Source organism: Halopenitus persicus (assembly GCF_900107205.1).
GTDB classification, from domain to species: domain Archaea; phylum Halobacteriota; class Halobacteria; order Halobacteriales; family Haloferacaceae; genus Halopenitus; species Halopenitus persicus.
In genome coordinates this window covers 215,388-241,370 of sequence record NZ_FNPC01000003.1, presented here as the reverse complement: position 1 = coordinate 241,370, position 25,983 = coordinate 215,388, and the positions used below count along the sequence as shown (strand labels likewise).

Sequence of the window (25,983 nt, the reverse complement as noted above, 5' to 3'; positions counted from 1 at the left end):
CGTCGGTGAGACGCACCACCCGCCGGAGCGGTCGACGACGCGGGCGGAGCCGCTCCGCACGGACGGGGGTCGAAAGGCAAAAGGCATATAATAATAACCGGGCTACTCCGAGGTGAGATGGTACCTTCGATCCCACTGTTCGGCCCGCTTCCCGTCGGTCCCGAACTCCTCATCATCCTGCTCGTCCTCGTGTTACTGTTCGGCGCGAACAAGATCCCGAAGCTCGCCCGCTCGACCGGCCAGGCGATGGGCGAGTTCAAGAAGGGCCGCGAGGAGGTCGAGGAGGAGCTCAAGGAGATGCAGGGCGAGGAGGGCGACGAGGAGGCTGCTGCCGGCTCGACGAGCACGGACGCGTCGGCCGACTCGACGTCCGCTGACTCGACGTCCTCGGACGCGACCGACGAGGAGTCCGCGACCGAGACCGAAACCGAAACCGAAACCGAATCGTCGTCGAAATAATCGCGGCCGACGGCGCTTTCCCCGCCGCATCGCCGACGACCGGGCCGACGATCGACGACCGTTTCTCGTGGACGCGTGGCCTAGCGGATAGGGCGAGAGGTTCCTAACCTCTCGATCGCGGGTTCGAATCCCGCCGCGTCCGCTCGTTCACTGCGTTCACTCGCGGCCGCGGCGTAGTCCCGCTCGCTCACGTCGTTCGCTCGCGAGACTCCCGCCGCGTCCTCCTGCTAACGCATTCATACGTTCCTTGGGGGACTCCCGCCGCGTCCTCCTGCTAACGCATTCATACGTTCCTTGGGGGATTTCCGCCGCGTCCTCCCGCTAGCGTATTCATACGTTCGTTTGTGATACTCTGGCAGAACCCTCCGATAGCGCATTTATGCGTTCCTCGTGGGACTCCCGCCGCAGCTTCCCACTGGCGCATTGATACGTTCGCTCGCAGGACCTCCGTCGAATCCTCCCCAGACGGTGGATGCCATCCCAACTGGCGGATACGGTCGCGGTCGGTCAGCCACGCCATCGTGGACGAGTTTCCATAACATCGTTTAAATAAGACTTCGCCAGCATCCGCTTCGAACGATGCTCTAGCGGCTCCACGAACGAATTCCCGTCCCTCACCGGAATCAGGTTGAACGTCTCGTCCGCCACATCCCTTCAAATATCCCTCCGGCAGGCCAGTAACGGCATCCGGGTTCGTATAGTCGACGTCGAGGATCGCTTCCGGCGCGAGCCTCCCTTACTCCCCGAGCCGGCGGAACGACCGGTTCGCGAGGACGACCGCGCCGACGCCGATCGCGACGGTCACGACCGGCAGCACCACGCCGGGATCGTATCGAAGTGGGGGGTGGAATCCGAACCCGTAATCGAGGACGTCGTTACACAGCGACAGTCCCAGCGCGAGTCCCAACGCCCCGCGGGTGGTCCGACCGATCGCGGGCAGCAGGAGCGCCAGCGCGACGAACAGCAGATGCGTGACCAGGATCCCCCAGTAGGACGCCAGCGCGTCGGGGGACCCGAGGTAGAGGTCGGCGTGGCGGTTCAACGCGACCAGCGGCCAGAGTCCGTATTTGACGAGCCACACGAACGCGAGCGTCTGGAGGTACGCGAGCGGCCGGTTAGTCGGAGTTTCGCGCGCCGCGCGACCCGACCCGACGGTCGGAAGGAGCGCGGCGAGCGCGAGCATCACGAGGGCAAGCGCGGTCGGCGAGTCCGCGTACAGCGGCCACAGCAGCGTCGGCACCGCGGGCATCGTCGCGACGTAGAAGCGCCCCCCGACGAGCACGCCGACCGCGCAGATGCCGAGCGTCGCCAGCAGGCTGGACGCGTCGCCGAGGAACTCCTCGGCGGCCCGGTCGCGTATCCGACGCCGAACCGTCGGATCGCGGAGCGCGACGACGGGGATCCGGTCCGATCGGCTCACACTCCCGCTCCGGCGTCCTGGTGGAAAAACCTCGCGGGAGGCTCGATTCACGGAGCTCCCGCGGAAACCGCGATCACCGGACCGTCCCGCGGACGGCGCCGGCGTGTCCGTCGATCGACCGATCCCGCCGAAAACGACCGCGACGGGTTGTCTCGCTGACGAGTTTGGTGGAAGCCTTTTTGCCTCTCCCGGGATTGGTGCGGGTAATGGCTGAGAACGCCGACGGCGAGCCGGACCGCCCCGATGCCGAGCGAGGTCGGGCCGATCTCGATCCGGCCGACGATGCCGGGGGCGTCCCGGAAAACGGGTCCGGGATCGATCCCGCCGCGCTCGGGGACCGGATCGCGACCGCGGCCGCCGTCGGCGAGACGCTCCGCGACCGGTGTGCACGGCGGTACGACCTCGATTCAGTTCCGGTCGCGAAGGGGTATTACACCTGGGAGGACTACAAGCACGAGTACTTTTACGACGACCGCGGCGAGCCGCCGACCGGGGCCGATGGCGACGCCGAGCCGTTCGACGCGGCGGCGGCGCTCGGCTTCGATCCCGATGCGACCGATGCCTTCCTGTCCGCCGGCGCCGGGCTCGCCGCCCACCTCTCGAGCGCGGTCGAGGAGCGGACGGTGAACGTCGCCGACGACGTCGACGAGGACGCGTTCTTCGCGACCGCCGAGGGAACGACCACGCTCGTCAACCGGTACGACCTGGAGAAGGCGGTCCCGACCGCGAAGAAGTCGCACTTCCGGGAGATCGAGCGCTACTGGGTGAACAAGCCGTACGCGTTCGTGATACTCTTTCACTCCACGAAGGAGAACGAGAAGAAGTACTACGCGGTCCAGCCGTACCGCACCGAGATCGAGACCGACATCAACGACTACCTCACCGGCAAGCTGCGCACGTCGATCAAGTACGCCGACGAGTCGATCGCCGGCGGCGACGAGGCGGAGCGGAAGGCGGTGATCGCCGAGGAGACCTACCGGCTGCTCGACCGGTACGACCTCTACTCGCGCGAGTCGGACGCGAGCTCGATCGAGACGGCCTTCGAGCGATTCGGATTCGAGCCGACCGGGGGGATCGCGGGCCGGATCGCGCAGGCGCTCGGCTACGAGCCGCCCGACTCCGACGACCACGGGACCCTCGAGGGAATCGCCGCCCGTCCGGAGCCGGCCGTCCTCGAGGAGGACGCCGAGACGCTCTCGGAGTACCAGGTCGAGAAGCTGCTGTATTACCTCAAGCGCGACTTCATCGGCTACGAGCGGATCGACCCGATAAAGTACGACATCAACGTCGAGGACGTCTCCTGTGACGGATACGACTCCCCGGTGTTCGTCTACCACTCCGAGTACGAACAGCTCATCTCGAACGTCCACCACGGGACGACCGAGCTCGACGACTTCGTCGTGAAGCTCGCCCAGCGCTCCGGGAAGGGGATCTCCAAGCGGTCGCCGCAGGTCGACTGTACGCTGCCGGACGGTTCGCGGGCGCAGCTCACCCTCGGCACGGAGGTCTCCGACCACGGCACGAACTACACCATCCGGCAGTTCAAGGACGTCCCCTTCACGCCGGTCGACCTCGTCAACTGGAACACGTTCTCGCTGGAGGAGATGGCCTTCCTGTGGCTGTGCATCGAGAACCACAAGTCGCTCATCTTCGCGGGCGGGACCGCCTCCGGGAAGACGACGAGCCTGAACGCGGTCTCGCTTTTCATCCCGTCCAACTCGAAGATCGTCTCCATCGAGGACACCCGCGAGGTCGAGCTCCCGCAGCGCAACTGGATCGCCTCCGTCACCCGGCCCTCCTTCAGCGACGACGACAAGGGCGACGTCGACGAGTTCGACCTGCTCGAGGCCGCGCTCCGCCAGCGTCCCGACTACATCGTAATGGGCGAGATCCGCGGCGAGGAGGGACGGACGGCCTTCCAGGTGATGTCGACGGGCCACACGACCTACACGACCTTCCACGCCGACTCCGTCGGGGAGGTGCTCAAGCGGTTCACCACCGACCCGATCAACGTCTCGAAGACGATGTTCACGGCGCTGGATCTGGTCTCCGTCCAGTCGTCGACGCGCGTGAAGGGTCGGAAGGTCAGACGGAACAAGTCGCTCACCGAGATCAACCACTACGACGCCGAGAACGACGAGATAAACGTCCAGGACGTCTTCCAGTGGCAGGCCGAGACCGACGAGTTCCTCCGGATGGGCGAGTCGAGCACGCTCGAGGAGATCATCTTCGACCGCGGCTGGGACCGGGAGACGCTGGACGCGGAGCTGTTCAAACGCCGCGTCGTTCTGGCGTACCTCATCGACCGCGGGCTCAACACCTACGCGGAGGTGGCCGCCACCTTCCAGGCGTTCATCAACGACCCCGAGACGATCCTCGCGCTGATGGCCAACGACGGCCTGCGCAGCTCGCTCGAGGACCTCCGCGAGATGGAGTCGGTCCAGATCAACGTCGACCCAGAGACCGAGGCGATGGTGCCGCGTCCGGAGCCGGGCGAGGACGGACTGGCCGAGGCCAAGGAGATCCTCGCCGACGCCGAGGCCCTGTTCGCGGAGTATCGCGGCACCGTCCCGGACTCGGTCGCGGACGCGCTCGTCGACGTTCCCGCCGCGTCGGACGTCGAGGCGGATCCGGCGGCCGACCGGTCGACGCTGCAGTCCATCGCCGCGGCGGCCGGATCGACGGACGACGGCTCGGGCGCGGTCGAAGCCGGCACGGTCGACTCCGACGAGATCGACCCCGACGGGATCGAACCGAACGCCGAACCGGATGACGCCGAACCGGACGACGCCGAACCGGACGACGCCGAACCGGGCGACGCTGGATCGAGCGAGACGCAGCCAGGGGATGCCCGATCCACGGACAGGACGAGGTCCGGGGAGGCCGATCCGGCCGCTCCCGACGACTCGACCGGGACGGTGGCGGACACGACCCCGGGATCGGACGATGGGGCGGAGGAGTCGTTGTCGCTCCGAAATCCGAACCGGCCGACGGAACCGCAGGCCGCCGACGGATCGGACGGTGACGGCTCCGGTCCATCCGGATCGGGAGAGCCGGACGAAACGGAGAAGCCGGACGAAACGGAGGAACCGGACGAAGCGAGTGACCCGGTCGATTCCGACGACGACGCGGAGGCCGAGATCGACGAGTGGGGATTCGGGCCGATCGAGGACGGCGGGTCGGGAGAATGACCGCCGCGCCGCCCCCACACGTCTTACCGAGTGATCGACGGCGGAGGAGGAGTCGCCACCGGCGGAAGCAGAGCGACCACCGGCGGAAGCAGAGCCGGCGGAAGCAGAGCGACCACCGACGGGGAGTGACGGACCGATGAGCGTCTCGGGACCCGAGGAGGCCGCGACCGGCACGGACCTGCTCGGGACCGCGTTCTACCCCGTCTTTCAGCTCGTCTTCGACCCGGACGGCGACTTCGTCGCGGACATCGAGGCGAAGCTGACCGAGGCACGGATGACCGACACCGTCGAGCTGTACGTCTCGAAGGCGCTCGGGATCGGGATTCTCACCGGCCTCGTGCTCTGGGTGGTCGGATCGTTCGCCAGCTATACGGCCTTCGCGGTCGGCATCGTGGACCCGAACGCGGTTCGGCTCGGCATTCCGGTTCCGGACCCGGAGCTCGCGGCGTTCCTTCGGTCGCTTGCCGTTCCGACGGCGGTGTTCATCGCCGGACTGGTCTTCGGGTCGATCGGGTTCGTGCTCGGGTTCGGAAGCCTGCTCGTGGTCCCGTACTCGCGCTCGTCGTCGCGCAAGCGGGAGATCGATATGCTGCTTGCCGACTCGGTGTCGTTCATGTACGCGCTGTCGGTCGGCGGGCTGAATCAACTCGAGATCCTCCGGGCGATGGCGGCCGCCGAGGACACCTACGGCGAGGTCTCGCGGGAGTTCCAGAGCATCGTCAACGAGACCGAGTACTTCGGCACCGACTACCGGAACGCCATCCGGCAGCAGTCGATGGAGACGCCCTCCGAGGAGCTCTCGCAGTTTCTCACCGACATGCTCTCGATCGTCAACTCCGGAGGGGATATGGAGCGGTTCCTGAGCGACAAGAAGGAGAAACACCTCCGAACGGCCAAACAGCAACAGGAGATGACCCTCGAGACGCTCGAGCTGTTCGGCGAGATGTACATGACGCTCTCGCTGTTCCCGCTGTTGCTCATCATCCTCCTCGTCATCATGGGGATGATGGGCGATTCCGACGACCGGCTGCTGTACGCGACCGTCTACCTGCTCATTCCGCTGACCGGCGTCGGGTTCCTCGTGCTCGTCTCGACGGTGAAACAGGACGAGCCCGGCGACGGCTACCTCCGGCCGGGCGACGGCAGCGACCGCCTGGAGACGACGAGCAAGGAGGGGCTGTTCCATCTCGGCCTCGTCGAGGGATTCGTCGGCCGACACTCGGTCTTCGACCGCATCAAGGGCCGCGAGGGAACCCACAAGACGCTGGAGCTGCTCAAACAGCCGCACCTGTTCTTCAAGCAGAACCCCCTGTACACGCTGGTGTTGACCGTTCCCGCCGCCGTCGTCCTGGTCGCGAACGCGGTCGTGCTCGGCGCCGCGCCCACGACCGTCGACGCCTGGATCGCGCGACCGGTCTGGAGCACCGTCATCTGGGCGTACGTCCCGCTGTATCTCACCCTCGTTCCGCTGGCCGTGTTCCACGAGTGGCACGAGCGGTCACGGACGGCGATCGTCGGAAAGCTCTCCGAGAACCTCCGGAAGCTCTCCTCGGCCAACGACACGGGCCAGACCCTGTTGGAGTCGATCCGAACGGTCTCGGAGACCTCCTCCGGGAAGCTCGCCGACGAGTTCGACGTGATGTACGCGAAGGTGAACTACGGGATGAGCCTCCGGGAGGCGTTCATCGAGTTCAACAACAAGTACCACATCCCCCGGCTCGCCCGGACGGTCAAGCTGATCTCGGAGGCACAGGAGGCCTCCTCCCAGATCACGGACGTGTTGACGACCGCGGCGCAGGCCTCGGAGAACCAGGACGACATCGACCGCGAGCGGAAGTCGCGCACCCGGATGCAGGTGGCGATCATCCTGATGACCTACGTGACCCTGCTCGGGGTGATGGCGATCCTCCAGACGCAGTTCATCGACGTGATGGCCCAGCTCGTCGACTCCGGCGGCGACGCCGCCGCGAGCGGCAACCAGGCCGGGGAGATGGACTTCGGCGGCGGCGTCAACCCCGAGCTCCTGTCGCTGCTGTTCTTCCACGCCGTGACGATCCAGGCGATCCTCTCGGGGTTCATCAGCGGCTACATCCGCAACGCCGACATCATCTCCGGCGTCAAGTTCGTGATCGTGCTGTTGAGCATCGCCCTCGCGACGTGGATCTACGTGGGGTGACACGGATGGATCTCGGCGCGGTAACACGGATGGATCTCGATGAATCGACGCGAACGAACCGGGGTGAAGCGACGCGGACGGACGGACGTGAAGCGACGCGGACGGACGGACGCGCACAGACCACGCTCGATTTCGCGATCGGCGCGAGCACGTTCCTCATCGTCGTGGTGTTCGTCGTCGCGTTCCTCCCGGGAATGATGACGCCGTTCGAGGACGTCGATCCCACCCAGGCCGCCGACCGGTTCGCCGAGTCGCTGTCCGGCGACGTGCTCGGGCATCCCGCCGACGGCAATCGGCTGAACGAAACGTGCACGGCCGCGTTCTTCCGGCAGCTGGAACAGGACGAACCGAAAGGCGCCGACTGCCGATTCGATGAGGGAGCCACGACGCCCGCCGAGGCGCTCGCGACCGACCACGTCGTGAACGTGACGATCGAACCCCGGTCAGTCGGCGGGTCTCCGCCGAGCCTGTCCTATGACGGTACGTCCGTCACGCCCGCTGCCGGCCCCGACCCCGACGGGATCGGCACGGTGACCGTCGCACGCCGGATCGTCCTTCTCGATGACGGGACCGGACAGCAGCGGACCTACCGGCTGGTCGTGAGGGTGTGGTGAGATGGGTCGCGACTCGCGCGGACAGGCACACACCCTCGAGGCGGTCGCGGCCGCGATCGTGTTGCTCTCGGCGATCCTGTTCGCGCTGCAGGTGACGGCGGTGACGCCGCTGTCCGGCAGTACCTCGAACCAGCACATCGAGACCCAGCAGGCCGAGCTGGCGCAGGGGCTGCTCGCGGGGGAGGCCGAGAACGGGAGCCTCAAACGAACGCTGCTGTACTACAACACCTCCGCCGAGGACGATCGGTTCCACGGCGCGACCGGAGGGAAGGGACAGTACGACGGACGGATCCCGACCGGACCGAACGTGCCGGCGTTCGCGCCGGCCCTCTCGGAGACGTTCCTCGACCGCGGGACCGCGGTCAACGTGAACCTCTACTACCTCCACGACGGCGACCGCCGTCGGCAGCCGCTCATCGAACTGGGCACGCCGAGCGACCACGCCGCGACGGCGACCCACCAGGTGACGCTGTTCGAGGCCGACGCGATCCGCGCGGCCGACGGGAGCGCGACCGGCGAGACGGTTGCCGAGGCCGCGAGCAACGGGACCTACTTCGTCGACCGCGACGTCGACGGCGCGGACTCGCCGGCGTTCAACGTGGTCGAGGTGGAGGTGACGGTATGGCGGATGTGAGTGTGGTTCCGGAGAGTGACACACACACCAGCACGGAGTCGCGAACCGACCGCGGCCAGCTGTTCCTCGTCGCCGCGATCGTTCTCGCGGTCCTGTTCGTCACGCTGGCGGTGCTTTTGAACAGCGTCATCTACTCCGGCACCCTCGCGACCCGCGACGCCGGCGCCGACGCCGACGTCCCGATAGAATATCACGGGATGGCCGCCGACGTCGGCGAACGCCTCCTCGCGTCGGCGAACGACCACGACGGCACCGCGACCCACGCGACGCTGAGCGCAACCGTCGAGGACGGGATCACCGCCTGGGAGAACGCCTCCACCCGGCACGCGGCGAGACGCGGGCGAGTGACGACCGTCACGGGCGTGGCGACGACGGACGGATCCAGGATCAGCGACGAGCCGACCGGCACGGACGACCACTTCCACCCGGCCGAAAACCCCTCGCGACACAATTGGACGCTCGCGACGTCCGTCAGCGTTCGGAACTACACGATCGAGGCCGACCCCAGCGAGTCGATCGATCCCGATGGCGATCCGGCGAACGTCACCGACTCGTTCTTCGTCGCGTTCGGCGACGCACACGCGCTCCACCTGTACGAGAACCCGGACGATTCAAGCAAGAGCTGTCTCGTCCGTCGGGACGTCGACGGCGCCGTCGATGCGGCTGCCGACGACGCCGACCTCTCCGACCCGGTCTGTGTCGGATCGGGGACGATCGTCGTCGACGTCACCAACGGCACCGTCGCTCCGGGCGACGACCCCGAAGACACGACGACCTTCGACGACTCGTTCTTCGCCTCCGTCGGTCGCGATCACTCGATCGCCTACTGGAACGGCGACGCAGTCACGGGGTCGTACGACCTGCAGGTGAACGAACCGGCCGGATCGATCGACAGCACGCCGAGCGACGCCTACGACGACCCCGCCGACCCGGACGACGGAGATCCGATCATCGAGGCGGTCGTCTACGACGTGAGCTACGACGTCCGGTACCGGTCCGAGGACGTCCGGTACGAGACCTCGATCCGGGTCGCCCCGGGGGAGGCACCGTACGATGGTGTGTAAGCGACTCGCCGGCGACGAACGCGGCGTCTCGACCGTGGTCGGCTACGTCCTCGGGCTGGTCATCGCCTCGCTGCTCGTCTCGGGGCTGTTCGTCGCCGGCGGGAACGTGCTCGCCGACCAGCAGACTGCGGCGGCAACGACCGGCTTCGAGGTGGCGGGCGAGCGGGTGGCCACGGGCTATGCCGACGCCGATCGGCTGGTCGAAGCCGCGGGATCGTCCGCATCGCCGACGGTCGAAGTCGCCGTTCCGCTCCGATCGCGGATCGCCGGCGGTGGATATACCGTCCGCGTGACGGGATCGGCGGGCGGCGATCCGCCGTACACAGCCACGATCCACCTCGAGAACACCGACGGGTCGGCGACGTACACGACGCGAGTCGTGACGCACACCCCCGTCAGCGACGCCTCCGTCGCCGGCGGCCCGGTCGTGATCCGATACGACGACGGGAGCGGGGAGCTCCAGCTCGAGCGCGGAGCGATCGGGTAGTTCCCAAGTAGCGCTCCGAGTGGCTCGTCCAAGTAGCGCTCCGAGTGGCTCGTCCGAGCTCCCGAGACCGTTCGGCGCGCCATCGCCTCGGGCGTACCCTTAAGGCCGGTCGCGGCGTACTGGCGCCCATATGACGGGCGTCGGGGGACATCTTCGGGGGGACGGAGCGGACCGAGCGGCCACCGCGCCGATCGGCGTCGTGCTCCTGATCGGGATCACCCTCGTCGGGACGCTCACCGTGGTCACGTTCGGGTCAGCCGCGATCACGGACACCCAGCAAACGGCCGACGTCGAGCGGAGCGAGCACGTGATGACCCAGTTCGCCTCGCAGGCGTCGATGGTCGCCCTCGGCGAGACGGGGACCCAATCGATGGCGACCGGCGACACGGAGGGGACGATGGCGGTCGCGGAGGAGGCCGGCCGGATGCAGGTGTGGCACGTGAACGAAAGCGGGAACGACCAGGCACACACCCTCGCGGACAGTACACTCGGGTCGGTCGTCTACCGGAACGGGAACCACACCGTCGCGTATCAGGGCGGCGGCGTCTGGCGGACCGACGGCGGCGGCGCGGCCCGGATGGTCTCCCCGCCGCAGTTCCACTACCGCGGTGCCACGTTGACCCTCCCGATCGTTTCGGTGACCGCCGGCGAGACGGTGGCGAGCGGCGGCCCCTCGCGGGTTCGACTGACCGGCGACGGGACGACCCGGGTGTTCCCGGACCCCGCGGATCCGGACTCCACGAATCCCGTCACGAACGGCTCGGTCGTCGTCGCCGTCGAGAGCGACTACCACGACGGCTGGCGGGAGTACTTCGAGCGCCGAACGACCGGCAACGTCGTCAATCCCGCGGACCTTCCCGCCGACGTCACCGACGACGTCGACACGAGCCGCACCGTGTTCCTCGAGCTCGAGGCGATCGGCGGCGGCGGGGTCTTCGAGTGGCCCGGCGACGGCGGGTCGGTCCCGGTCCGAGGACTGGCCGGCGAGGGAGCCCTCGAGGACTTCTCGACGGAATTGGCGATCTCAAACCCGAACAACGCGTGGGTCAGCTTCCACGCCGAGAACGGCGATCGGCGGTTCGAGGCCCTGCTCGAGTTCGACAACGGACAGGGAGCGGGGACGCCGATATGCGAGGCGACCTTCGATACGCATATCCTCTACGGCAACGGGACCGACACACACCACTGGCGGCTGCGTGATTCGACCGGCACCGAGCCGGACAACGAATTCGCCGGCTGTAGCGGCGACGGCGACCTGACGGTCGATTTCGCCAGCACGGAGGAGTTCACCTACACCACGGATTCGGCTCCCGACGACGCCGTCTACGACTGGGGGAGCGTGAACGACGACGCGACGATCGTCGGCACGGACGGCAACGAGGTGACGCGGAGCGACGGCGAATCGATCGCCGTGATAGAGCCCGTGGGCTACTACGCCGCGCAGCTCGGCCCGAGCTTCGACCTCGAGGTCGAGTACGCGACCGGCGGCAACGGCGAGGGCAATCAGCTCGATCCCGACTCCTCCGCGTTGACGCTCAGATACGACGCGAGCGGGGAAGGGCGGTACATCACCTACCTCCACATCACCGAGAACGGCGTCGTCGTCGAGTTCGCCTGAGAATGGCGTATCCTGGAGTTCGCCTGAGAACGGCCTATCGTCGAGTTCGCCGGATCACTCGACCGAGAGCGCGACGTCGTGGTTCACGATCCGGAGCTCCTCGACGCCCGTGAACGTACACGAGAGGCGGTCACGACCCGTCCCCTCGACGTCCTCGGTCACGTCACACGACCCGCCCCGGGATTCGTAGTGGCGACGCCACGCGCCGATCGTGTCCGCGTCCGTCGTGACGTTGTGCGTCACGCTCGTCGGGGCGGTCACGACGCGCACGCTCGACTGGCCGCGACGTTCCAATCGCACCTGTACCGTACGGTCCCCGCCGCCGACCACCGCGGGAACGCCGCCGGTGCGGAGTCGGGTTCGATGGACGACCGTCCTCGCGTCGAGAACGCCGCTCGGCTCGCGCAGCATCACGGCCCCGCCGGGACTCTCGCGAATGACCGCGCCGTCGACGAAGTGGACCGCCTCGTCGTCGACGGCGAACGTGATCCGCGACACGTTCAGCGGATCGGTCTCGTTCTCCAGTTCGAACGTCACGGGGTCGCCGATCCGCAGGCTGGCATCCGCGAGCCGGATCTGCGTCGATCGCGAGGGCGCGCCGGTCAGGACGTCGTCGTAGTTCTCCGCGAGAACGTCGATGGCGCGTTCGCCGTTGGTGACGCGCTCGGCGTCGCGCACGTCCTGCAGGCCGCTCAGACCGGCCGTGAAGACGATCCCGACCGAGGCGACGATCAGCGAGAAGACGAGCACGAACCCGAGCACCTCGCTGACCCCCCGGTCCTCCCCGCGGAACATACCGGACCCACCGCCCGAGCAGTAATAAGGCTTCTCGGCGAGTGAGGCGGAGCGGACTCTCCCGCAAGCATCCTGCCGCCAAGTCCCGCCTTACGCCAGCGCGTCCTCGAGCCGGTCGATCAACCGTTCCGAGCCGACGTGGAGCGGGACTCGCTGGTGGAGCCCGTCCGGTTCAACGTCGAGGAGGTCCCGCTCGCCGTCGGATCCCGCGCCGCCCGCCTGCTCCAGGACGTAGGCGATCGGGTTCGCCTCGAACTGGAGGCGGAGCTTCCCGTTGGGAGCGCTCTGCAGGGCCGGATAGGCGAACACCCCGCCGTAGGTGAGCACCTGGTTGACGTCGCCGACCATCGCGCCGCCGTACCGCAGCTTGAGCTCCGATTCGATCTCGCGGGCGTACGACTCGAAGTCGGGCGGCCAGTCGGGGACGCGCCCGCCGAACCCGTAGACGGTCGGGTCCGCGGGCAGCTCGATCGACTCCTCGACGACCGACCGGGTCACGGTTCCTCCCGCATTCTCGCCGCCCTCGCCGGGCGCGGTCGTCGCCTCCACGACCTCCTCGCGGACGCCGTCCGCGGTCGCGACGACCATCGTGGTGATGGGTCCGTAGAGGACGTAGCCCGCCCCCACCAGGTCCCGGCCCGAGGCGGGAAGCGAAGCGTCGTAGACCCCGACGACGGTGCCCATCGCGTTGTTCGACTGGAGATTCGAGGAGCCGTCGAGGGGATCGATCGCGACCGCGAGACCGGTCCCAACATCCGCGACCGACTCCCGCTCCTCGCTTGCGAACTCCCCGACGTCGTCGACCGCGGCGAGTCGGTCCGCCAAAAGCTCGTCGGCATAGACGTCCGCGGCCATCACGGTCTCGCCGGAGGGGTTGTCCGTCCCGCTCTCGACGCGCCGGCCGGGAAGCGCCCGGCGGATCTCCGGGGCCGCGGCGGCGACCACGTCGAACACCGATTCGACGACGTCCCGAACGGTGCGGTCGCCTGCGGAGTCGTCGTCCGACATCACTCGGCCGCGGTCTCCGGATCCCCGCCGGCCTGCTCCAGCGCCTCGGCCGCCGGGAGCTCCTCGAAGATGACGCCCTCGAGCGCGTCGAGGAGTTGGACCGGGTTCTCCCGCTGGAAGACGTTCCGGCCGACCGCCAGTCCCTTCGCGCCGGCGTCGATCGCCGACTCGACCGTCTCGAGGAACGAGCGGTCGTCGGTCTTCGAGCCGCCGGACATCACGACCTTCGTCGGACCCGCCATCCGGACGGCCTCGGCCATCGCCGCGGCGGATCCGGGGTACTTCACCTTCGCGACGTCCGCGCCGAGCTCGAGGCCCTGGCGGGCCGCGTAGGCGATCGTGTCCGGACTCGTGTCGTTCTTCAGCCCCTGTCCGCGCGGGTACGACCACATCACGACGCCCATATCGTGCTCCCGGGCGTCCTCCTGCGCGTCGCGGAACTCCTCGGCCATCTCGATCTCGTGGTTCGAGCCGCCGTAGAGGGTGAAGCCGATCGCGTCGGCGCCCAGGTCGGCGGCGTACTCGACCGAGCAGTTGACCGCGGAGTCGGGCTCGCCCATCCAGAGGTTCGAGGTGCCGTTGATCTTCAACAGGAGGGAGACGTCCGACTCGTAGTACGGATAGTACGCCTCCGCGACACCCTTCTGGACGGCCAGCGCGGTCACCGCGTCGTGGGTCGCCAGCTCGAAGACACGCTCCGGATCCGCCGTCTCCGGGTTCGGCTCGAAGTCGACCGGACCGTGCTCGAGCCCGTGGTCGTACGCCAGGATCAGGAGCTTGCCGTCTCGCGTGATGGCGTCGTCGGCGTCGTGAATCATCGTGTACACGTTCCGGCAACGTCATCAAAAACACTACGGTACCGTCGCTCGCGGTCGTCGTTGGGGCTCAGGCGTGGTCGCGTTCAGGTGCCACGAGTCCTGCCGACCGCGTCCCCTCAATCCTTGTCGACCGCGTCCCCTCAGTCGCTCGCCGACCGCGCCGCCTCGTGCCAGCCGCTCACTCGATCGGCGTCGACGTCCAACACGTCCGCCACGTGCTCCGGGTCGGCGGTCGCGAGGCTCCGAACCGACGTGATCCCGGCCTCGGACAGCAGGTCGGCGCCGGCTCGATCGACGGCCTCGAGATCGGTCACCGGCGTGGGCCGGGACCGCTTTCGCCAGGCCGCCTCCGCCAGTTCGGGGTCGCCGCTGCCGTCGGCCTCCGCCTCCGATCGTCCGGACGGTGAAGCCGTCTCGTCGGATCGGGCGGCGTCCCGACCATCGACGTCGGGCCAGTCGCCGGGCGACCACGCGTCGTTCGTCGGGTCGTTCGAGCCGTCTTCGTTCGCGGTTCGGTTCTCGTCTCCGTCCGCGTTCTCATTCCCGTCCGCGTTTCCGTCCGCGTCCGCGTTCTCGTCCTCGCCCGTGACCGAGCGGTCGGCCCAGTCGCCGGCGGAGGCCGCGATCCAGTCGGCCTCCTCGCGGCCGAGCCCGCGGACCTGCGCCGACCGGCTCTCGAGACCATCGCCCGCCTCGAAGGACCACGACAGCGAGTGCTCGCGGCGGATCTTGGCGGCGACGCCGGGATTCACCCCCGCGTCGACGAGCAGTCGGTAGGAGACGCGCTTGGCGGTGATGTCCGTCGCGTCGATCCCGGCCGCGTCGAGTTCGGTCGCCGTCGCGGGGCCGACCCACCGGAGGTCGGTCGGATCGGGGTCACCGTCGGACGACGTGGTCTCAGTCACGGTCGATCACCGGATACCGGCCGTTCGTCGATCCGACACTTCAACGTTTCTCCGCGTGTCGATTCGCCAACCCTTGACCGGCGGTCGTCCCGCACGCCGACGCGCCGGCGCTCGGGCAGTCCCGTCCCCGCATCGGTCGACCTCCCGCTCTCGCGTTCGCCGGCGTTCCCGACCGACCACCGTCTTTTTCCACGCGTGGGCGAGACGGTGGATATGGACGAGACCGACCCCGACGACGCGTGGGACGCGACCCTCGCCGACCGGGACGCGATGGCCGAGGGCTACCGCGAGCGCGGCTGGGACGTCGTCACCGTCACTGCCTCGGCGACGGGGATCATCGAACGCCCGCCGGTAGGGATCACGTACATCCTCCCGGGCGAGGAGGCGACGGCGATCGAGGAGGTCGGCACCGACACGATAACCGACTCCTCGGTGTACGCCGCGACCGCCGACGAGACGCTCTACCTCGTGACCGAGCTGCGGGCCACCGACGAGGAACGGATGATACTGTTGGCCGGGGCGATCCCGCTCGCCGACCTCGAGGAGATCGCCGATGACGCGCGGGACGCCGGCGAGTTCCGGACCCGGTTCATCGGCGACGACGGCGCGGCGGCCGGCGCGTTCATCCACGAGAATCCCGATCCCTTCCTCACGCCGCTGTCCGCGGGCGACGAGTAGGCACTCCGAACCTCCACCACGGCGCCGGCGGCAGCGACGCGCTCAGGCCGACTCCGAGCCGTCGTCGCTCGCGGTCCACCGTCGCGCGCCGGGGAGAAGCCCGACGAGCGTCGTGACGTACCCGAGCCGGAACAGCCCCAGCTGGGTGAGTATCCCCAAGACGAGGACCGCGAGGAACGCGGGAGCCGTCGGGTCGAACAGCAGCGGCGCGAACGAGAGCGGGTCGGCGGCCGCCTCGAAGTCGGCGACCGTCAGCGACCGGGAGGCGAAGGCGGCGCCGATGAACCCGGTCGAGAACACGAGGGTCGTTCGCGTGAGCACGAATCCGAGCAGCGCGCCCGCGGCCATCCCCGCCAGCGTCGCGCCGGCAAGCGGGAGGAGTCCCTCCACGTAGAACGGGCCGACGGCGAAGCGGCCGAGGAAGGCGCCGACGACGGCGCCGATCCCGAGGACGGCGACCGAGAGTCCCGCGTACGCGAGCACCGCGCCGGCCACGCCGCCGACGAGGACGGCGACCGCGGAGAGCGCGAACCCCTCGAGCCCGACGACTCCGGCCAGCGACGGGGCGATCAGGGATCCGATCCCGCCGCCGACCAGAAAGCCCGTGAGCGTCACGGCGTACACCGAGACCGCGGCGCCGACGAACGCCAGCAACAGTCCGGCGATCACCAACGCGACGTCGACGGCTTCGAACGCGACCATACGTCCCCATCCTGCGCGCCGTTACTTAAAAACCGTCGTCAACGAAACGACATTCGGGTCGGCGAAACGAGATCCGGGTTGCCGATGCGAGATCCGGGTTGCCGATGCGAGATCCGGGTTGCTGATGCGGAATCCGGATCACTGCGACGCCGCGACGAACTCCAGAAGCACGCCGCCGGTCGAGTCCGGGTGGAGGAACGCGACCTCGTGTCCCCACGCCCCCGGCCGCGGGGCGTCGTCGATCGGCTCCGCGCCGAGCTCGCGAGCCCGTTCGAGCGCGGCCGCGACGTCGGCGGTCGACAGCGCGAGATGGTGGATCCCCGGTCCGTGCCGGTCGAGGTAGGTCGCGATCGGGCCGTCGGCGGCCGGTTCGAGCAGCTCGAGACGTCCGCCCCCGTCACCCCGTAAAAACACGACCCGCATCCCGTCGACCTGCTCCTCGTGGACGACCGACATCCCCAGCAGGTCGGCGAACAGGGACGCGAGCGCGTCGACGTCGCGGGTCGCGATCCCGACGTGGTGAAGCTCCATACCGGGTCGTCCGCCGGAGACGACTTAAAAGACGTCCGCGATCAGCATAATTCGAGGTGGAGCCTCCGACCTCACGGAGCGAGGCGCAGAGCGCCGAGGAAGTAGTGTAGGGTAGTTTATCCGCTCCACCCGCCGCGGATGTCCCCGGTGACGTTCTCCCGCCAGTCGTCGAAGCCCTCCTCGCACGCCTCGTTCTCGCGAATGTGGTCGACGAACCCCGCCCCTGGGTCGGGAAGCGACGCGCCGCAGAAGGGACAGTCGGTCGGATCGGTCCAGGTCGGGTCGAGCGTCGTCGACGATCGGGTTGACATATCCGCCGGTAGGCAACTGAACCACTTATAATTTCAGTTTAATGCATATATTCGACCATATATAGCTTAAATACCATTATTACTCGGTTATAATAAAACGATCGTTCCCCAGAATCGGCCTGAAAAGACAAAAATGAAACCCTCGTTTGAAGCCGAACGTGAGTCGAAGCCGAACGTGTCGTGTCCGTGCGTGCCCGGACCTCGCTCGGTATGGCCATCCGGCACGACGCCGTCGCGCCACGCCGTTTATATATACACGCTCGTAACTCGGAGTCATGCCAACGCGACGGTCGATCGTCGGGGGGATCGGTGCGGCGACGCTCGCGTCCGCGAGCGGCTGTCTCGGGTTTCTCACGGGGTCGGAGCCGCTCGAGGAGAGCGCGAGTCCGGCTCGCGTCCAGCCGAACGTCTCGGAGGCGACCGGCTACGAGCTGCAGGGTATCGAGGAGCAAACGCTCGAGGAGACCTTCGAGATCGCCGGCCAGGAGCGAACGGTGATCGCCACGAACGCGGTGGCGACCTACGAGAAGTCCTTCGAGATCCCGCTCCTCGGCGACGCGCGAGCCGGAGTGTTCGCCGTCGTCTCGACGCCGGCCTTCGAGATCGCCGGGCAGTCGCTCAACCCGGTCAGCGAGTACGGCGAGGCCGAACTCGTCGACCTGGTCGCCTCACAGTACGAGGGACTGCGCGTGACCGACGAGCGGGCACGGACCACCGCCACGACGCTCGGCACCGACTACGAGGTCGCGATCTTCGCCGGCACGGCGACCTTCCAGGGCCAGGAGGTCGACGTGAACGTTCATACCGGGTCGCTGCGACACGAGGAGGACTTCCTCATCCCGGTCGGGATCTATCCCCAGCAGCTGGCCGACCAGGAACGAGCGAACGTCGAGACGCTGCTCGACTCGCTCGAGCACCCGGTCGAGGCCTGAGGCCCGACCGGGCTCGTTCCGGTCCGCGGCGCGCAGGCACACTCCCGGTTATTCCGGCGACCATCGAACGTCCGAGAGCGTCCGTTGAACGGCCTCCTCGCCGATCGCCTCGGCCAGGCGTTCGAAGCCGCCGCGGACGGCCCGGTCGTCGGCGTTCGCCACGAGCCGCGAGACGATGAACTCCGGCGTCGATTTGCCCACGGTTCCGAACCGCGGCTGGTAGTCCACCTGCAACGCCAGGTCCTGCGTGAGTCCCTCGGCGAAGATCCCGTCGATCCGCGCGCGATCCGGCAGCGGGCTCAGGTCGTCCGCGAGGTGGGTGACGTACACGCCGAGCGCGCCCCGGTCGACCGTCAGGTCGACGAGCCCGTTCAACAGGTCGGCGGCCCGTCCGGGCTCGGTGATCGCCTCGAACTCGTCGACGAGCATCAGCGTCCGGCCCGACTCCACGAGCGGCGGCACGACCGACTTGAGCGTCGACTCGAGCACGCCGGCGTTGAAGGAGGCGTGCCGCCGATGGAAGACGATCCGGTCGAACCGGCCGACCTCGGCGTGATCGGCCGGCACGGGAAGCCCCATCGCGGCGAGCAGCGCGACCGCACACAGCGTCTCGAGCAGCGTCGTCTTCCCGCCCGAGTTCGCTCCGGTGAGGACCGTCACGCGGTCGCCCGTCGGCGGCAACGCCGACGCCGCGGGCGCGGGCGACCGGTGGCCGGCGTCCATCGCGCCGCCGTGTTCCACTTCGTCGCTCGAATCGTCGGTATCCGAGCCGGAACCGATCGAATGGTCCCCGACCGCGTAGGTGACCGGTTCGACCGGACCCTCGATGAAGAGGTTTCGGGCGCGATACACCGCGAGCCCGTCCGCGACGAGCTCGGGGCGCCGGAGGTCCTCCGCGGCCGCAAACCGGCCCAGCGAGAGCAGGAACGCCACCTCCGAGACGACCTCGACGGCGGTCTCGACGTCGCCGTCAGCCCCGTGGATCCGGTCACGGAGGTCCGCGGCCACGGTCGCCTCGCGCTCGGCGACCGTCTCGGACAGCTCCTCGCGCAGCGTCCGCAGGGTTCCCGAGACGAAGTCGGCCGCGTCGACCGCGTCCTCGGGGGCGGCGGCCCGTATCCGGCCGGGATCGATCGACGTCCGCGTCGCCACGTGGTCGACCACGCCGCCCTTGAACGACTCGAAATCACGGACCGTGCCGTCCCGCACGGCGTCGATCACGTCGAACGCGGACGACTCGAGCTCGCTCGCCTCGGCGAGCTGCTCGCGCAGCCGGTCGAGCTCCGCGTCGGCACCCTCGAGGACCTCGACGTCGTCCCCGGTCCCGTCCCCCCGCCCGTCCGACGCCGTCGGCTCCCGGAGGTATCCCAGCGCGCCGGCCGCCTCCCGGAGCGTCTCCGGGTCGAGGTCGGCCAGCGGGGCGAACGGCTCGCCCGCCAGATCGACCTCCCTGAGCGTGATCGCGGTCTCCACGGCCGCTCGGTCGGACCCGCCGGCCTCGTCGTAGGCCGCGAAGGCCTCCCGCACCCGCTCGCGGTCCGCGTCGGTCAGGTCCGTCCAGGCGTCCCGTGCCGCGAGGACGTCCGTGAGGCGGTCCTCGAGTCGGTCGCGGTCCGCCAGCGGGGTGAGCACGCGGATCCGGTCGGCGGCGTGGTCGGTGAGCGCGTAGCCGGCGGCGCGCGAGAGCAGGTCGTCGTAGACCGACCGCGTGTCGCCGGTCGCGAGCACGTCCATTTCCGCCTCGCCCGCGGCACGTCGGAGGATCCGAGTCGCGCGTCCGCGCGGGATCCCCGCGTCGACGAGCGCGCGAACGTCCGCGGACTCGATCGCCTCGATGGCCGCCTCCGCGCCGAGTTCCGCCGTGAGCTGCTCGCTCGTCTTCGGGCCGACGCCCCAGTAGTCCGCCAGTCGCATACGCGTTCGTCTCGACGTGTCGGCTTGGTACTTTCGCCGTTCGCGTCGCCGTCCCCGGCGGCCGCGGTGCAGCGCGTGGCCGGCTCCGACGGTCGCCGTCAGACGCCCGTCGGCCGGACAGCCAATGCTTAATAGGCACGCTGGTGACCACGCGTGTATGGAACCAACGCCGGACGAGATCACGAGCCTCGTCGGTCGCGAAGTGTACTCGAACAACGGAGTGTTCGTCGGCGAGGTCGAGGACGTCCGTCTCGACCTCGACGCCGAGGCCGTCACCGGGCTCGCGCTCGCGGAGCTGAACGGCGAGCTCTTCCGGTCGCGCGTCCAGCCCGGTCAGGGCGTCATCGTTCCGTATCGCTGGGTCCGCGCGGTCGGCGACGTCATCCTCATCAACGACGTGATCGAGCGGCTCGACGTCGAGGGCGACGAGGACGTCGACGAAGCGGTCGCGTAGTCGGCGGGACGGGTGCGTCGTCGACGACCGACGACGGCGACCCGACCGGCTCCGACCCGACCGGCTCCGACCCAGCCGACTACGACCCGTTCGACCCCTCGGACCCCTCGACGCCCATCGCGTCGAAGAGCTTGCGGCGGACCGCCTCCTCGGTGAGCTGCAACAGCGTGTCCCGGTTCTCCTCGTTCGTCTCGATCCCCGTGAAGATGCCGAGCGGGATCTCGACGGAGCCCTGCGTGGAGTGGCCGGCCGCCTCGCCCATATCCTCGAAGGCGTCCTGGAGGACGTTGCCGATGTTGATGCGGATGTCCTTCGAGCGCGCCGCGAGGTAGATGTGTTCGTCGGCGACGCCGAGCACCGCGGTCGTGGTGATCCCCTCGAGGTTGAGCAGGTGTTGGGCCGCCTGCGAGAGGGCGTCCCGGTCGCGGATGAAGCCGGCGCTGGAGAAGAGGTGGCTACCCTGTACCTGGCGGTTCTGGATCGCCTCCGCGAGCACGTCGAGCGTCTCCGGCGACATCGAGGGCGACTCGACCTGCTCGAGGGTGTCGTGGTTCGCGAACGGGTGAAGGTAGGCCGCGGCGGTCAGGTCCGCAGGCGTGGTGTCGCGTTTGAAATCCAGCGTCTCCGCCCGGATGCCGTACAGAAGGGCGGTCGCGACCGCCTCCGAGGGCGACAGGTCGAACTCCTGGAGATATTTCGTGAGGATCGTCGACGTCGAGGAGACGTTCGTGCGGATGTCGACGAACCGGGCGTCGTATTCGCGGTCGGAGTCGAAGTGGTCGATGTAGACGTCGACGTCCGCCTCGATCGTGATCTCGGGGTCGCCGGATTTGGCGTGGTCGACGAGCGCGATCGTCTCGTAGTCGGCAAGCGGCGGGGCCTCCGCACGCGAGCGCAGCTCGATCCCGAGCAGGTTGACGAACGCGCGGTTCTCCTGGTGGCCGACCTCGCCCGGGTAGATGATGTGGGCCTCGACGTCGTACGACTCCGCGATCGCCTGCAACGCGGTCGCGGAGGCGATCGAATCGGGATCGGGGTTGTCGTGGGTCAGGATCGCCATCTCCCCGTCCGTCTCGGAGAGGATGTCGGCGAGCTGGCGGGCCATATACTCCAGTTCGCCGGTCTCCAGCGAGCGCAGCGCGGAGTCGGCGATCACCGTGGAGGGGTTGATCACCACGTCGGCGCCCAGCTCGCGCAGCTCGTCCTCGCTGACGGGGTCGGAGGCGCGGACGACGACGTAGTGGTCGTCGCTGCGCTCCCGGAGCGCCGTGACCGCGTCCTTGTTCGCCTCGACGTCGGAGGCCAGGATGAGGACGATGTCCCGGTCGGCGACGACGTCCGCGACGCTCGGGTCGGCGATGTCCTGCACCTGGGCGTTGAGGTCCTGGTCGCGGAGCGCCTCGACCCGGCTCTCGTCGCGGTCGAGGATCAACACGTCCTTGCCGCGGTCGGTCAGCGACTCGGCCACCGCGTGGCCGACGCTTCCACAGCCGAGGATCGCGTATCGCGTCCGTGCCGTCCCGCTCGCCCCTGTACTCATCGGTACGCAGGTTCCGGCGGCCCGACACTTAATAGGCGCGCTTGCGTCCCCCGGTATCGAGAACGATAGCGTCGCCGGCGGCGTGGGGAACCGGACCGCGGAACGGGGAACCACCGGACCGCGAAGACGAAAGTCCTTTTATGGTGACCCGGGTAGGGGGACGTGAGGGCCGGTAGCTCAGTTAGGGAGAGCGACGGACTCTTAATCCGTCGGTCGGGGGTTCAAATCCCTCCCGGCCCGTCCTGCCGTCGCGAGCAAACTCGCGAGCGACGGCGTTACGGTGGAGGGATTTGAATCAGCGAACACGCGCGCAGCGAAGCGAGCACGTGTGAGCGAGGTTCAAATCCCTCCCATCCCAGCACATCAGACGTTTAACGTGTCTCTGAACTCGTCCACCCCACCGATTTCATACCCATCATTCGACGTCTCATCCACGTACTCGCGCGCTTCTCGTGCCGCTTGGTCGTATTCGTCGGAGTCAACTCCGTATTCAATGGCCGCATCCATCGAATCAATCACTTTATTTGCAGCAGTGACGTTCTTTTCCGCCGTCCGAAGGGCATCGCTTGCTACCTCGTTCGCGTCCTGGTTGCCGAGCTGGACGGTCAACTCGACGGTCGTCTCGAAATGCCGTTTCGCCTCGGCATATCCCTCTCGTGCGTCTTGGAACGCTGATTTAGCCCCCGTAAAGTCATCCGAGTTGATGAAATCGTTTCCAGTTCCCCACTCCGATTCACCCGAGTCGGTGTCATTCACGCCCGCGCTGTATTCGGTGAATGCTTCGTCAGCCAGTCGTGTGGCTGGAGTCGTCGTTTCGGGAGCAGCCTCAGTCGTCGTTTCGGGAGGTGCCTCGGGCGTCGTCTCCGTATCCTGGAAGTCGCTCTTCTCCTGAACGTCCGGGTCCTGTGGAGCGTAGTCCTGGCTATCGATCACTCCGTCACCGTCCGAATCCTGGACGTCGTCCTGGGAGTCGCCTCCACCAACACAGCCGGTGATCGAGAGCAGTGCAGCAGTCGGCACCCCGGAGAGAAGTCGGCGACGAGTAACGGAGTTCGAAGTATTCACAGAAACACGCCGGTTTCCGACCCACTAAAGGTTTGTCCGTTGCCACTATCCGAGGGGATTGACGCCGGCGGTTGTGAAGCACCGACCCTCGCGAGACCGGTGATCCGTCACCGACCGTGGACGTGCACCGTCGCCGACCGTTTCGATTTCGACCGACGATCGGTCGACGGCTCGCTCGATCGCCCGGCGGTTCCGGTCCGTCACTCCTCGGCGCGCTCGATCACGTCCGTGAGGGCGTCGCGCCACCGGTGCGGGTTGTACCAGCCACAGCCCTCACACCCGACGTCGTCCTCGTATTCGGGGCCGCCCTCGTAGTAGAACTCGACCCCGAAAAACGGCGGCCGCTCGCCGGTCTCGACGCACTGCTCGCACTGGCGGCTCTTGAGGAGGTTGTGCTGTCCCGAGAGGATCTGGAAGTGCTCGCGGATCGCCGCGTCGCTCATCGACTCGTAGTCGAAGTCCTCCGGCTCGTCCCACCGGATCCGCGGCCGTCGGTGGTCGACCTCCGGCGTCCCGCCGGGCGTCGACAGGTCGAAGGCGTCCCGCCCGTCGTAGAGCTCGCGGACCCGCTTTTTGAACGACTCGGGCATCTCCTGACGGGTGATCGGCTTGGCGCTCGGGAAGGCGTACTTGAGCCGCCGGTGGGTCGTCTCCTCGCCGCAGGTCTCACAGTACCGTCTGGCGTACTCGCCGCGACCGGAGGTGGTGCTCACGAACTCGAACCCCTCGTCGCGGAAGTCCCGGATGTAGGCGGCCGGCTGGGACCCCGAGAGCTCGCACTCCGAGCAGTGCCACTCCCCGTCGGCGAGGACGTCGAACGTGCGTCCCTTCTTGGTGGACAGCGACGAGGGGTTCCAGTCCTCCACGAGGACGAACTCGGCCGCCCGCTCGCCCCACTCCGTGAGCGCCAGCCGGTCCCCGTCGACGCGCTCGAGCAGCTCCTGTTCGAGCGCCGCCTCGAGGATCGGATCCAGTTCCGCCGCGTCCAGCCCCGTCTCCGAACGCAGTTCCGCGGGCGTTCGCGGAGCCTCCGTGAGGAGGTCGACGGCCCGCTTCCGGGCGTCGTCCTCACGCAGCTCGGCCACGAGTTGGGCAGTTTGGTCGTCCATGGTCTCGCTGCCCGTGGGTTCGGCGACGACCCGTATATATCCCCGTCGTCGGTTACGTGCTTGACCCGGACCGGCACCGCGGCGCTAGCGCCCCTCGTCCGGGAGCGCCGCGCCGCAGTCGGGACACTCGGCGTCCTGCGTCGTCGCCGGCGCGTCACACGCCGGACAGAACACGCGGTCGCACGGTCGGTCGCCCATAGGTGAGGTTCGACGGCCCGCGTCTTAGGCGTATCCCCGGTTCGCGCCGGATCCAGCCGGACCGATTCGCCCGCCACGGGACCGGTTTCATTCGCCCGCCGCGGGACCGGTTTCGTCCGCCGGCCGAGATCGCTTATAAAGCTCCCTGCTCGGCGAGCGCGTCCTCGAGGGCGGCAAGCAGGTATTCGACGTTCTTCGGGCGCGCGGAGTGACCCATACAACCGATCCGCCAGATGTCGCCGGCCAGATCGCCGAGCCCGCCGGCGATCTCGAGGTCGTACTCGGCGATCAGGTGGTCGATCACCGCCGCGTCGTCGACGCCGTCGGGCACTCGGACCGCGTTGAGGCTCGGCAACCAGTAGTCGTCCGGCGCGTTCATCTCGAGGCCCAGCTCCTGCAGGCCCGCCTTCAGGTCGCCGGCGACCTCGCGATGGCGGGCCCAGCGCTTTTCGATCCCCTCCTCGGCGACGAGCCGGAGGGCCTCGCGGAGCGCGTAGACGTTGGTGATCGGCGCGGTGTGGTGGTACGACCGGTCGTCGCCCCAGTAGCCCTCCAGCAGGGATAGGTCGAGGTACCACGAGCGCGCGTCCGTCTCGCGGTCGAGCACCTTGTCCATCGCGCGGTCGTTCAGCGTGAGCGGGCTCGCGCCCGGCGGGCAGGAGAGGCACTTCTGCGGGCCCGAATAGGCGACGTCGACGTTCCAGTCGTCGACGCGCAGCTCCACGCCGCCGAGCGACGTGACGGTGTCGGCGATCACGTACGCGTCGTGGTCGTGGGCGATGGCCGTCAGCTCCGGAACCTCGGGCTGCAGGACGCCGGTCGACGTCTCGGCGTGGACGAACCCGAAGACGTCGGGCTGGTGCTCGTCGAAGGCGGCCGCGACGTCGGCCGGGTCGAGCGGTTCGCCCCACGGCGCGTCGACCTCGACGACCTCGCCGCCGGCCCGGCCGGCCATCGAGGCCATCCGGCCGCCGAAGTAGCCGTTCGTCGGGACCAACATCGTGTCCCCCGGCTCGACGAGGTTGCCGATCGCCGCCTCCATCGCGGCCGAACCGGTCCCCGAGACCGGGATCGTCCACCGGTTGTCGGTTCGGAAGGCGTACCGCAACAGCTCCTGGACCTCGTCCATCATCTCGACGAACGACGGGTCGAGGTGGCCCACCAGCGGCGTGCTCATCGCCCGCAGCACGCGCGGGTGAACGTCGCTCGGCCCCGGGCCCATCAGGGTGCGATCCGGCGGCGTCAGCTCGCCCACGTCGGGGGCGCCCTCGGCCGTTCCTCGCGTCTCGGCTCGGTCGGACATACCCCCGAGTACCGAGCGACGCGTGAAAAGTGCGACGGCCGGGCGTCGGGGCGTGGA

The 25,983-nt window shown here is 68.3% G+C and carries 24 protein-coding genes and 2 tRNA genes; 13 read left to right on the top strand and 13 right to left on the bottom strand.

What is annotated here, in order from left to right; translation table 11 throughout:
- Positions 1 to 117 precede the first annotated feature (117 nt).
- Together BLV25_RS06380 and BLV25_RS06375 are read left to right on the top strand one after the other, a co-directional pair.
- Positions 118 to 459 (top strand): Sec-independent protein translocase subunit TatA/TatB, encoded by a 342-nt coding sequence (locus BLV25_RS06380; protein WP_092731523.1) that lies wholly within the window; start codon positions 118 to 120, stop codon positions 457 to 459.
- A gap of 69 nt (positions 460 to 528) precedes the next feature.
- Positions 529 to 601, top strand: a tRNA-Arg gene (locus BLV25_RS06375).
- Between the two features lie 594 nt (positions 602 to 1,195).
- Here the strand turns inward: BLV25_RS06375 and BLV25_RS06370 are convergent.
- Positions 1,196 to 1,879, bottom strand: coding sequence for a DUF1405 domain-containing protein (locus BLV25_RS06370; protein WP_092731520.1), 684 nt, complete (start codon positions 1,877 to 1,879; stop codon positions 1,196 to 1,198).
- On the opposite strand from BLV25_RS06370, the gene BLV25_RS06365 reads away from it, so the two are divergent.
- From BLV25_RS06365 to BLV25_RS06335, 7 genes are all read left to right on the top strand, one after another.
- The gene (locus BLV25_RS06365; RefSeq protein ID WP_394327115.1) at positions 1,870 to 5,070 is read left to right on the top strand and encodes an ATPase, T2SS/T4P/T4SS family; all 3,201 of its coding nucleotides are present in this window, start codon (positions 1,870 to 1,872) and stop codon (positions 5,068 to 5,070) included. The genes BLV25_RS06370 and BLV25_RS06365 overlap by 10 nt on opposite strands.
- 136 nt (positions 5,071 to 5,206) lie before the next feature.
- Positions 5,207 to 7,246, top strand: a complete 2,040-nt coding sequence (locus BLV25_RS06360; protein ID WP_021073851.1) for a type II secretion system F family protein — start codon at positions 5,207 to 5,209, stop codon at positions 7,244 to 7,246.
- A gap of 5 nt (positions 7,247 to 7,251) precedes the next feature.
- Positions 7,252 to 7,860 carry a DUF7287 family protein gene (locus BLV25_RS06355; protein ID WP_176819443.1) on the top strand — a complete coding sequence of 203 codons (609 nt, stop codon included), beginning with the start codon at positions 7,252 to 7,254 and terminating at the stop codon, positions 7,858 to 7,860.
- A gap of 1 nt (position 7,861) precedes the next feature.
- Positions 7,862 to 8,494, top strand: a complete 633-nt coding sequence (locus BLV25_RS06350; RefSeq protein WP_092731514.1) for a DUF7288 family protein — start codon at positions 7,862 to 7,864, stop codon at positions 8,492 to 8,494.
- Positions 8,482 to 9,558 carry a DUF7261 family protein gene (locus BLV25_RS06345; RefSeq protein WP_143114394.1) on the top strand — a complete coding sequence of 359 codons (1,077 nt, stop codon included), beginning with the start codon at positions 8,482 to 8,484 and terminating at the stop codon, positions 9,556 to 9,558. The genes BLV25_RS06350 and BLV25_RS06345 overlap by 13 nt, the downstream gene beginning before the upstream one ends.
- Complete coding sequence (locus BLV25_RS06340; protein ID WP_092731508.1) at positions 9,548 to 10,045, top strand: DUF7266 family protein; 498 nt, start codon at positions 9,548 to 9,550, stop codon at positions 10,043 to 10,045. The genes BLV25_RS06345 and BLV25_RS06340 overlap by 11 nt, the downstream gene beginning before the upstream one ends.
- A 130-nt stretch (positions 10,046 to 10,175) precedes the next feature.
- The gene (locus BLV25_RS06335; RefSeq protein WP_092731505.1) at positions 10,176 to 11,663 is read left to right on the top strand and encodes a DUF7289 family protein; all 1,488 of its coding nucleotides are present in this window, start codon (positions 10,176 to 10,178) and stop codon (positions 11,661 to 11,663) included.
- A 54-nt stretch (positions 11,664 to 11,717) separates the two neighbouring features.
- On the opposite strand, the gene BLV25_RS06330 is transcribed toward BLV25_RS06335, so the two are convergent.
- From BLV25_RS06330 to BLV25_RS06315, 4 genes are all read right to left on the bottom strand, one after another.
- Positions 11,718 to 12,458: a DUF7289 family protein gene (locus tag BLV25_RS06330; RefSeq protein WP_092731502.1), complete on the bottom strand. Its 741-nt coding sequence runs from the start codon at positions 12,456 to 12,458 to the stop codon at positions 11,718 to 11,720.
- 90 nt (positions 12,459 to 12,548) lie between these two features.
- Positions 12,549 to 13,466 (bottom strand): class 1 fructose-bisphosphatase, encoded by a 918-nt coding sequence (locus tag BLV25_RS06325; RefSeq protein ID WP_092731499.1) that lies wholly within the window; start codon positions 13,464 to 13,466, stop codon positions 12,549 to 12,551.
- A complete protein-coding gene (locus tag BLV25_RS06320) occupies positions 13,466 to 14,284 on the bottom strand; it encodes a class I fructose-bisphosphate aldolase (protein WP_021073843.1) in 819 nt (272 codons plus the stop codon). Before BLV25_RS06320 ends, BLV25_RS06325 begins: the two co-directional genes overlap by 1 nt.
- A gap of 140 nt (positions 14,285 to 14,424) precedes the next feature.
- Complete coding sequence (locus BLV25_RS06315) at positions 14,425 to 15,189, bottom strand: DUF7409 domain-containing protein (RefSeq protein WP_092731496.1); 765 nt, start codon at positions 15,187 to 15,189, stop codon at positions 14,425 to 14,427.
- A gap of 213 nt (positions 15,190 to 15,402) precedes the next feature.
- On the opposite strand from BLV25_RS06315, the gene BLV25_RS06310 reads away from it, so the two are divergent.
- Entirely contained in the window at positions 15,403 to 15,867 is a 465-nt protein-coding gene (locus BLV25_RS06310; protein WP_092731493.1) for a DUF7529 family protein, read from the top strand.
- A gap of 42 nt (positions 15,868 to 15,909) precedes the next feature.
- Here BLV25_RS06310 and BLV25_RS06305 read toward each other — a convergent pair whose 3' ends face one another.
- The 3 genes from BLV25_RS06305 to BLV25_RS06295 form a co-directional block, all read right to left on the bottom strand.
- Complete coding sequence (locus BLV25_RS06305) at positions 15,910 to 16,569, bottom strand: phosphate ABC transporter permease (protein ID WP_092731490.1); 660 nt, start codon at positions 16,567 to 16,569, stop codon at positions 15,910 to 15,912.
- Positions 16,570 to 16,707: 138 nt separating this feature from the next.
- Complete coding sequence (gene mce, locus BLV25_RS06300; RefSeq protein ID WP_021073839.1) at positions 16,708 to 17,100, bottom strand: methylmalonyl-CoA epimerase; 393 nt, start codon at positions 17,098 to 17,100, stop codon at positions 16,708 to 16,710.
- A 116-nt stretch (positions 17,101 to 17,216) separates the two neighbouring features.
- Positions 17,217 to 17,411, bottom strand: a complete 195-nt coding sequence (locus BLV25_RS06295; protein ID WP_021073838.1) for a DUF7501 family protein — start codon at positions 17,409 to 17,411, stop codon at positions 17,217 to 17,219.
- 275 nt (positions 17,412 to 17,686) lie between these two features.
- Between BLV25_RS06295 and BLV25_RS06290 the strand changes: the two genes are divergently transcribed.
- Positions 17,687 to 18,343 (top strand): DUF6517 family protein, encoded by a 657-nt coding sequence (locus BLV25_RS06290; protein WP_092731487.1) that lies wholly within the window; start codon positions 17,687 to 17,689, stop codon positions 18,341 to 18,343.
- Positions 18,344 to 18,391: 48 nt separating this feature from the next.
- Here the strand turns inward: BLV25_RS06290 and BLV25_RS06285 are convergent, their stop codons facing one another.
- Positions 18,392 to 20,257 (bottom strand): MutS-related protein, encoded by a 1,866-nt coding sequence (locus BLV25_RS06285; protein ID WP_092731484.1) that lies wholly within the window; start codon positions 20,255 to 20,257, stop codon positions 18,392 to 18,394.
- A gap of 157 nt (positions 20,258 to 20,414) precedes the next feature.
- On the opposite strand from BLV25_RS06285, the gene BLV25_RS06280 reads away from it, so the two are divergent.
- A complete protein-coding gene (locus BLV25_RS06280) occupies positions 20,415 to 20,711 on the top strand; it encodes a PRC-barrel domain-containing protein (protein ID WP_021073835.1) in 297 nt (98 codons plus the stop codon).
- Positions 20,712 to 20,790: 79 nt separating this feature from the next.
- Here BLV25_RS06280 and BLV25_RS06275 read toward each other — a convergent pair whose 3' ends face one another.
- Entirely contained in the window at positions 20,791 to 22,251 is a 1,461-nt protein-coding gene (locus BLV25_RS06275) for a DHH family phosphoesterase (protein ID WP_021073834.1), read from the bottom strand.
- Between the two features lie 166 nt (positions 22,252 to 22,417).
- Between BLV25_RS06275 and BLV25_RS06270 the strand changes: the two genes are divergently transcribed.
- A tRNA-Lys gene (locus tag BLV25_RS06270) sits at positions 22,418 to 22,491 on the top strand.
- A gap of 123 nt (positions 22,492 to 22,614) precedes the next feature.
- Here BLV25_RS06270 and BLV25_RS06265 read toward each other — a convergent pair.
- From BLV25_RS06265 to BLV25_RS06255, 3 genes are all read right to left on the bottom strand, one after another.
- Positions 22,615 to 23,316, bottom strand: a complete 702-nt coding sequence (locus BLV25_RS06265) for a hypothetical protein (protein WP_143114393.1) — start codon at positions 23,314 to 23,316, stop codon at positions 22,615 to 22,617.
- Positions 23,317 to 23,516: 200 nt separating this feature from the next.
- Entirely contained in the window at positions 23,517 to 24,425 is a 909-nt protein-coding gene (locus BLV25_RS06260) for a hypothetical protein (RefSeq protein ID WP_021073831.1), read from the bottom strand.
- Between the two features lie 331 nt (positions 24,426 to 24,756).
- On the bottom strand, positions 24,757 to 25,926 hold the full coding sequence (locus BLV25_RS06255; protein ID WP_021073829.1) for a pyridoxal-phosphate-dependent aminotransferase family protein: 1,170 nt from the start codon (positions 25,924 to 25,926) through the stop codon (positions 24,757 to 24,759).
- Positions 25,927 to 25,983: the final 57 nt, after the last annotated feature.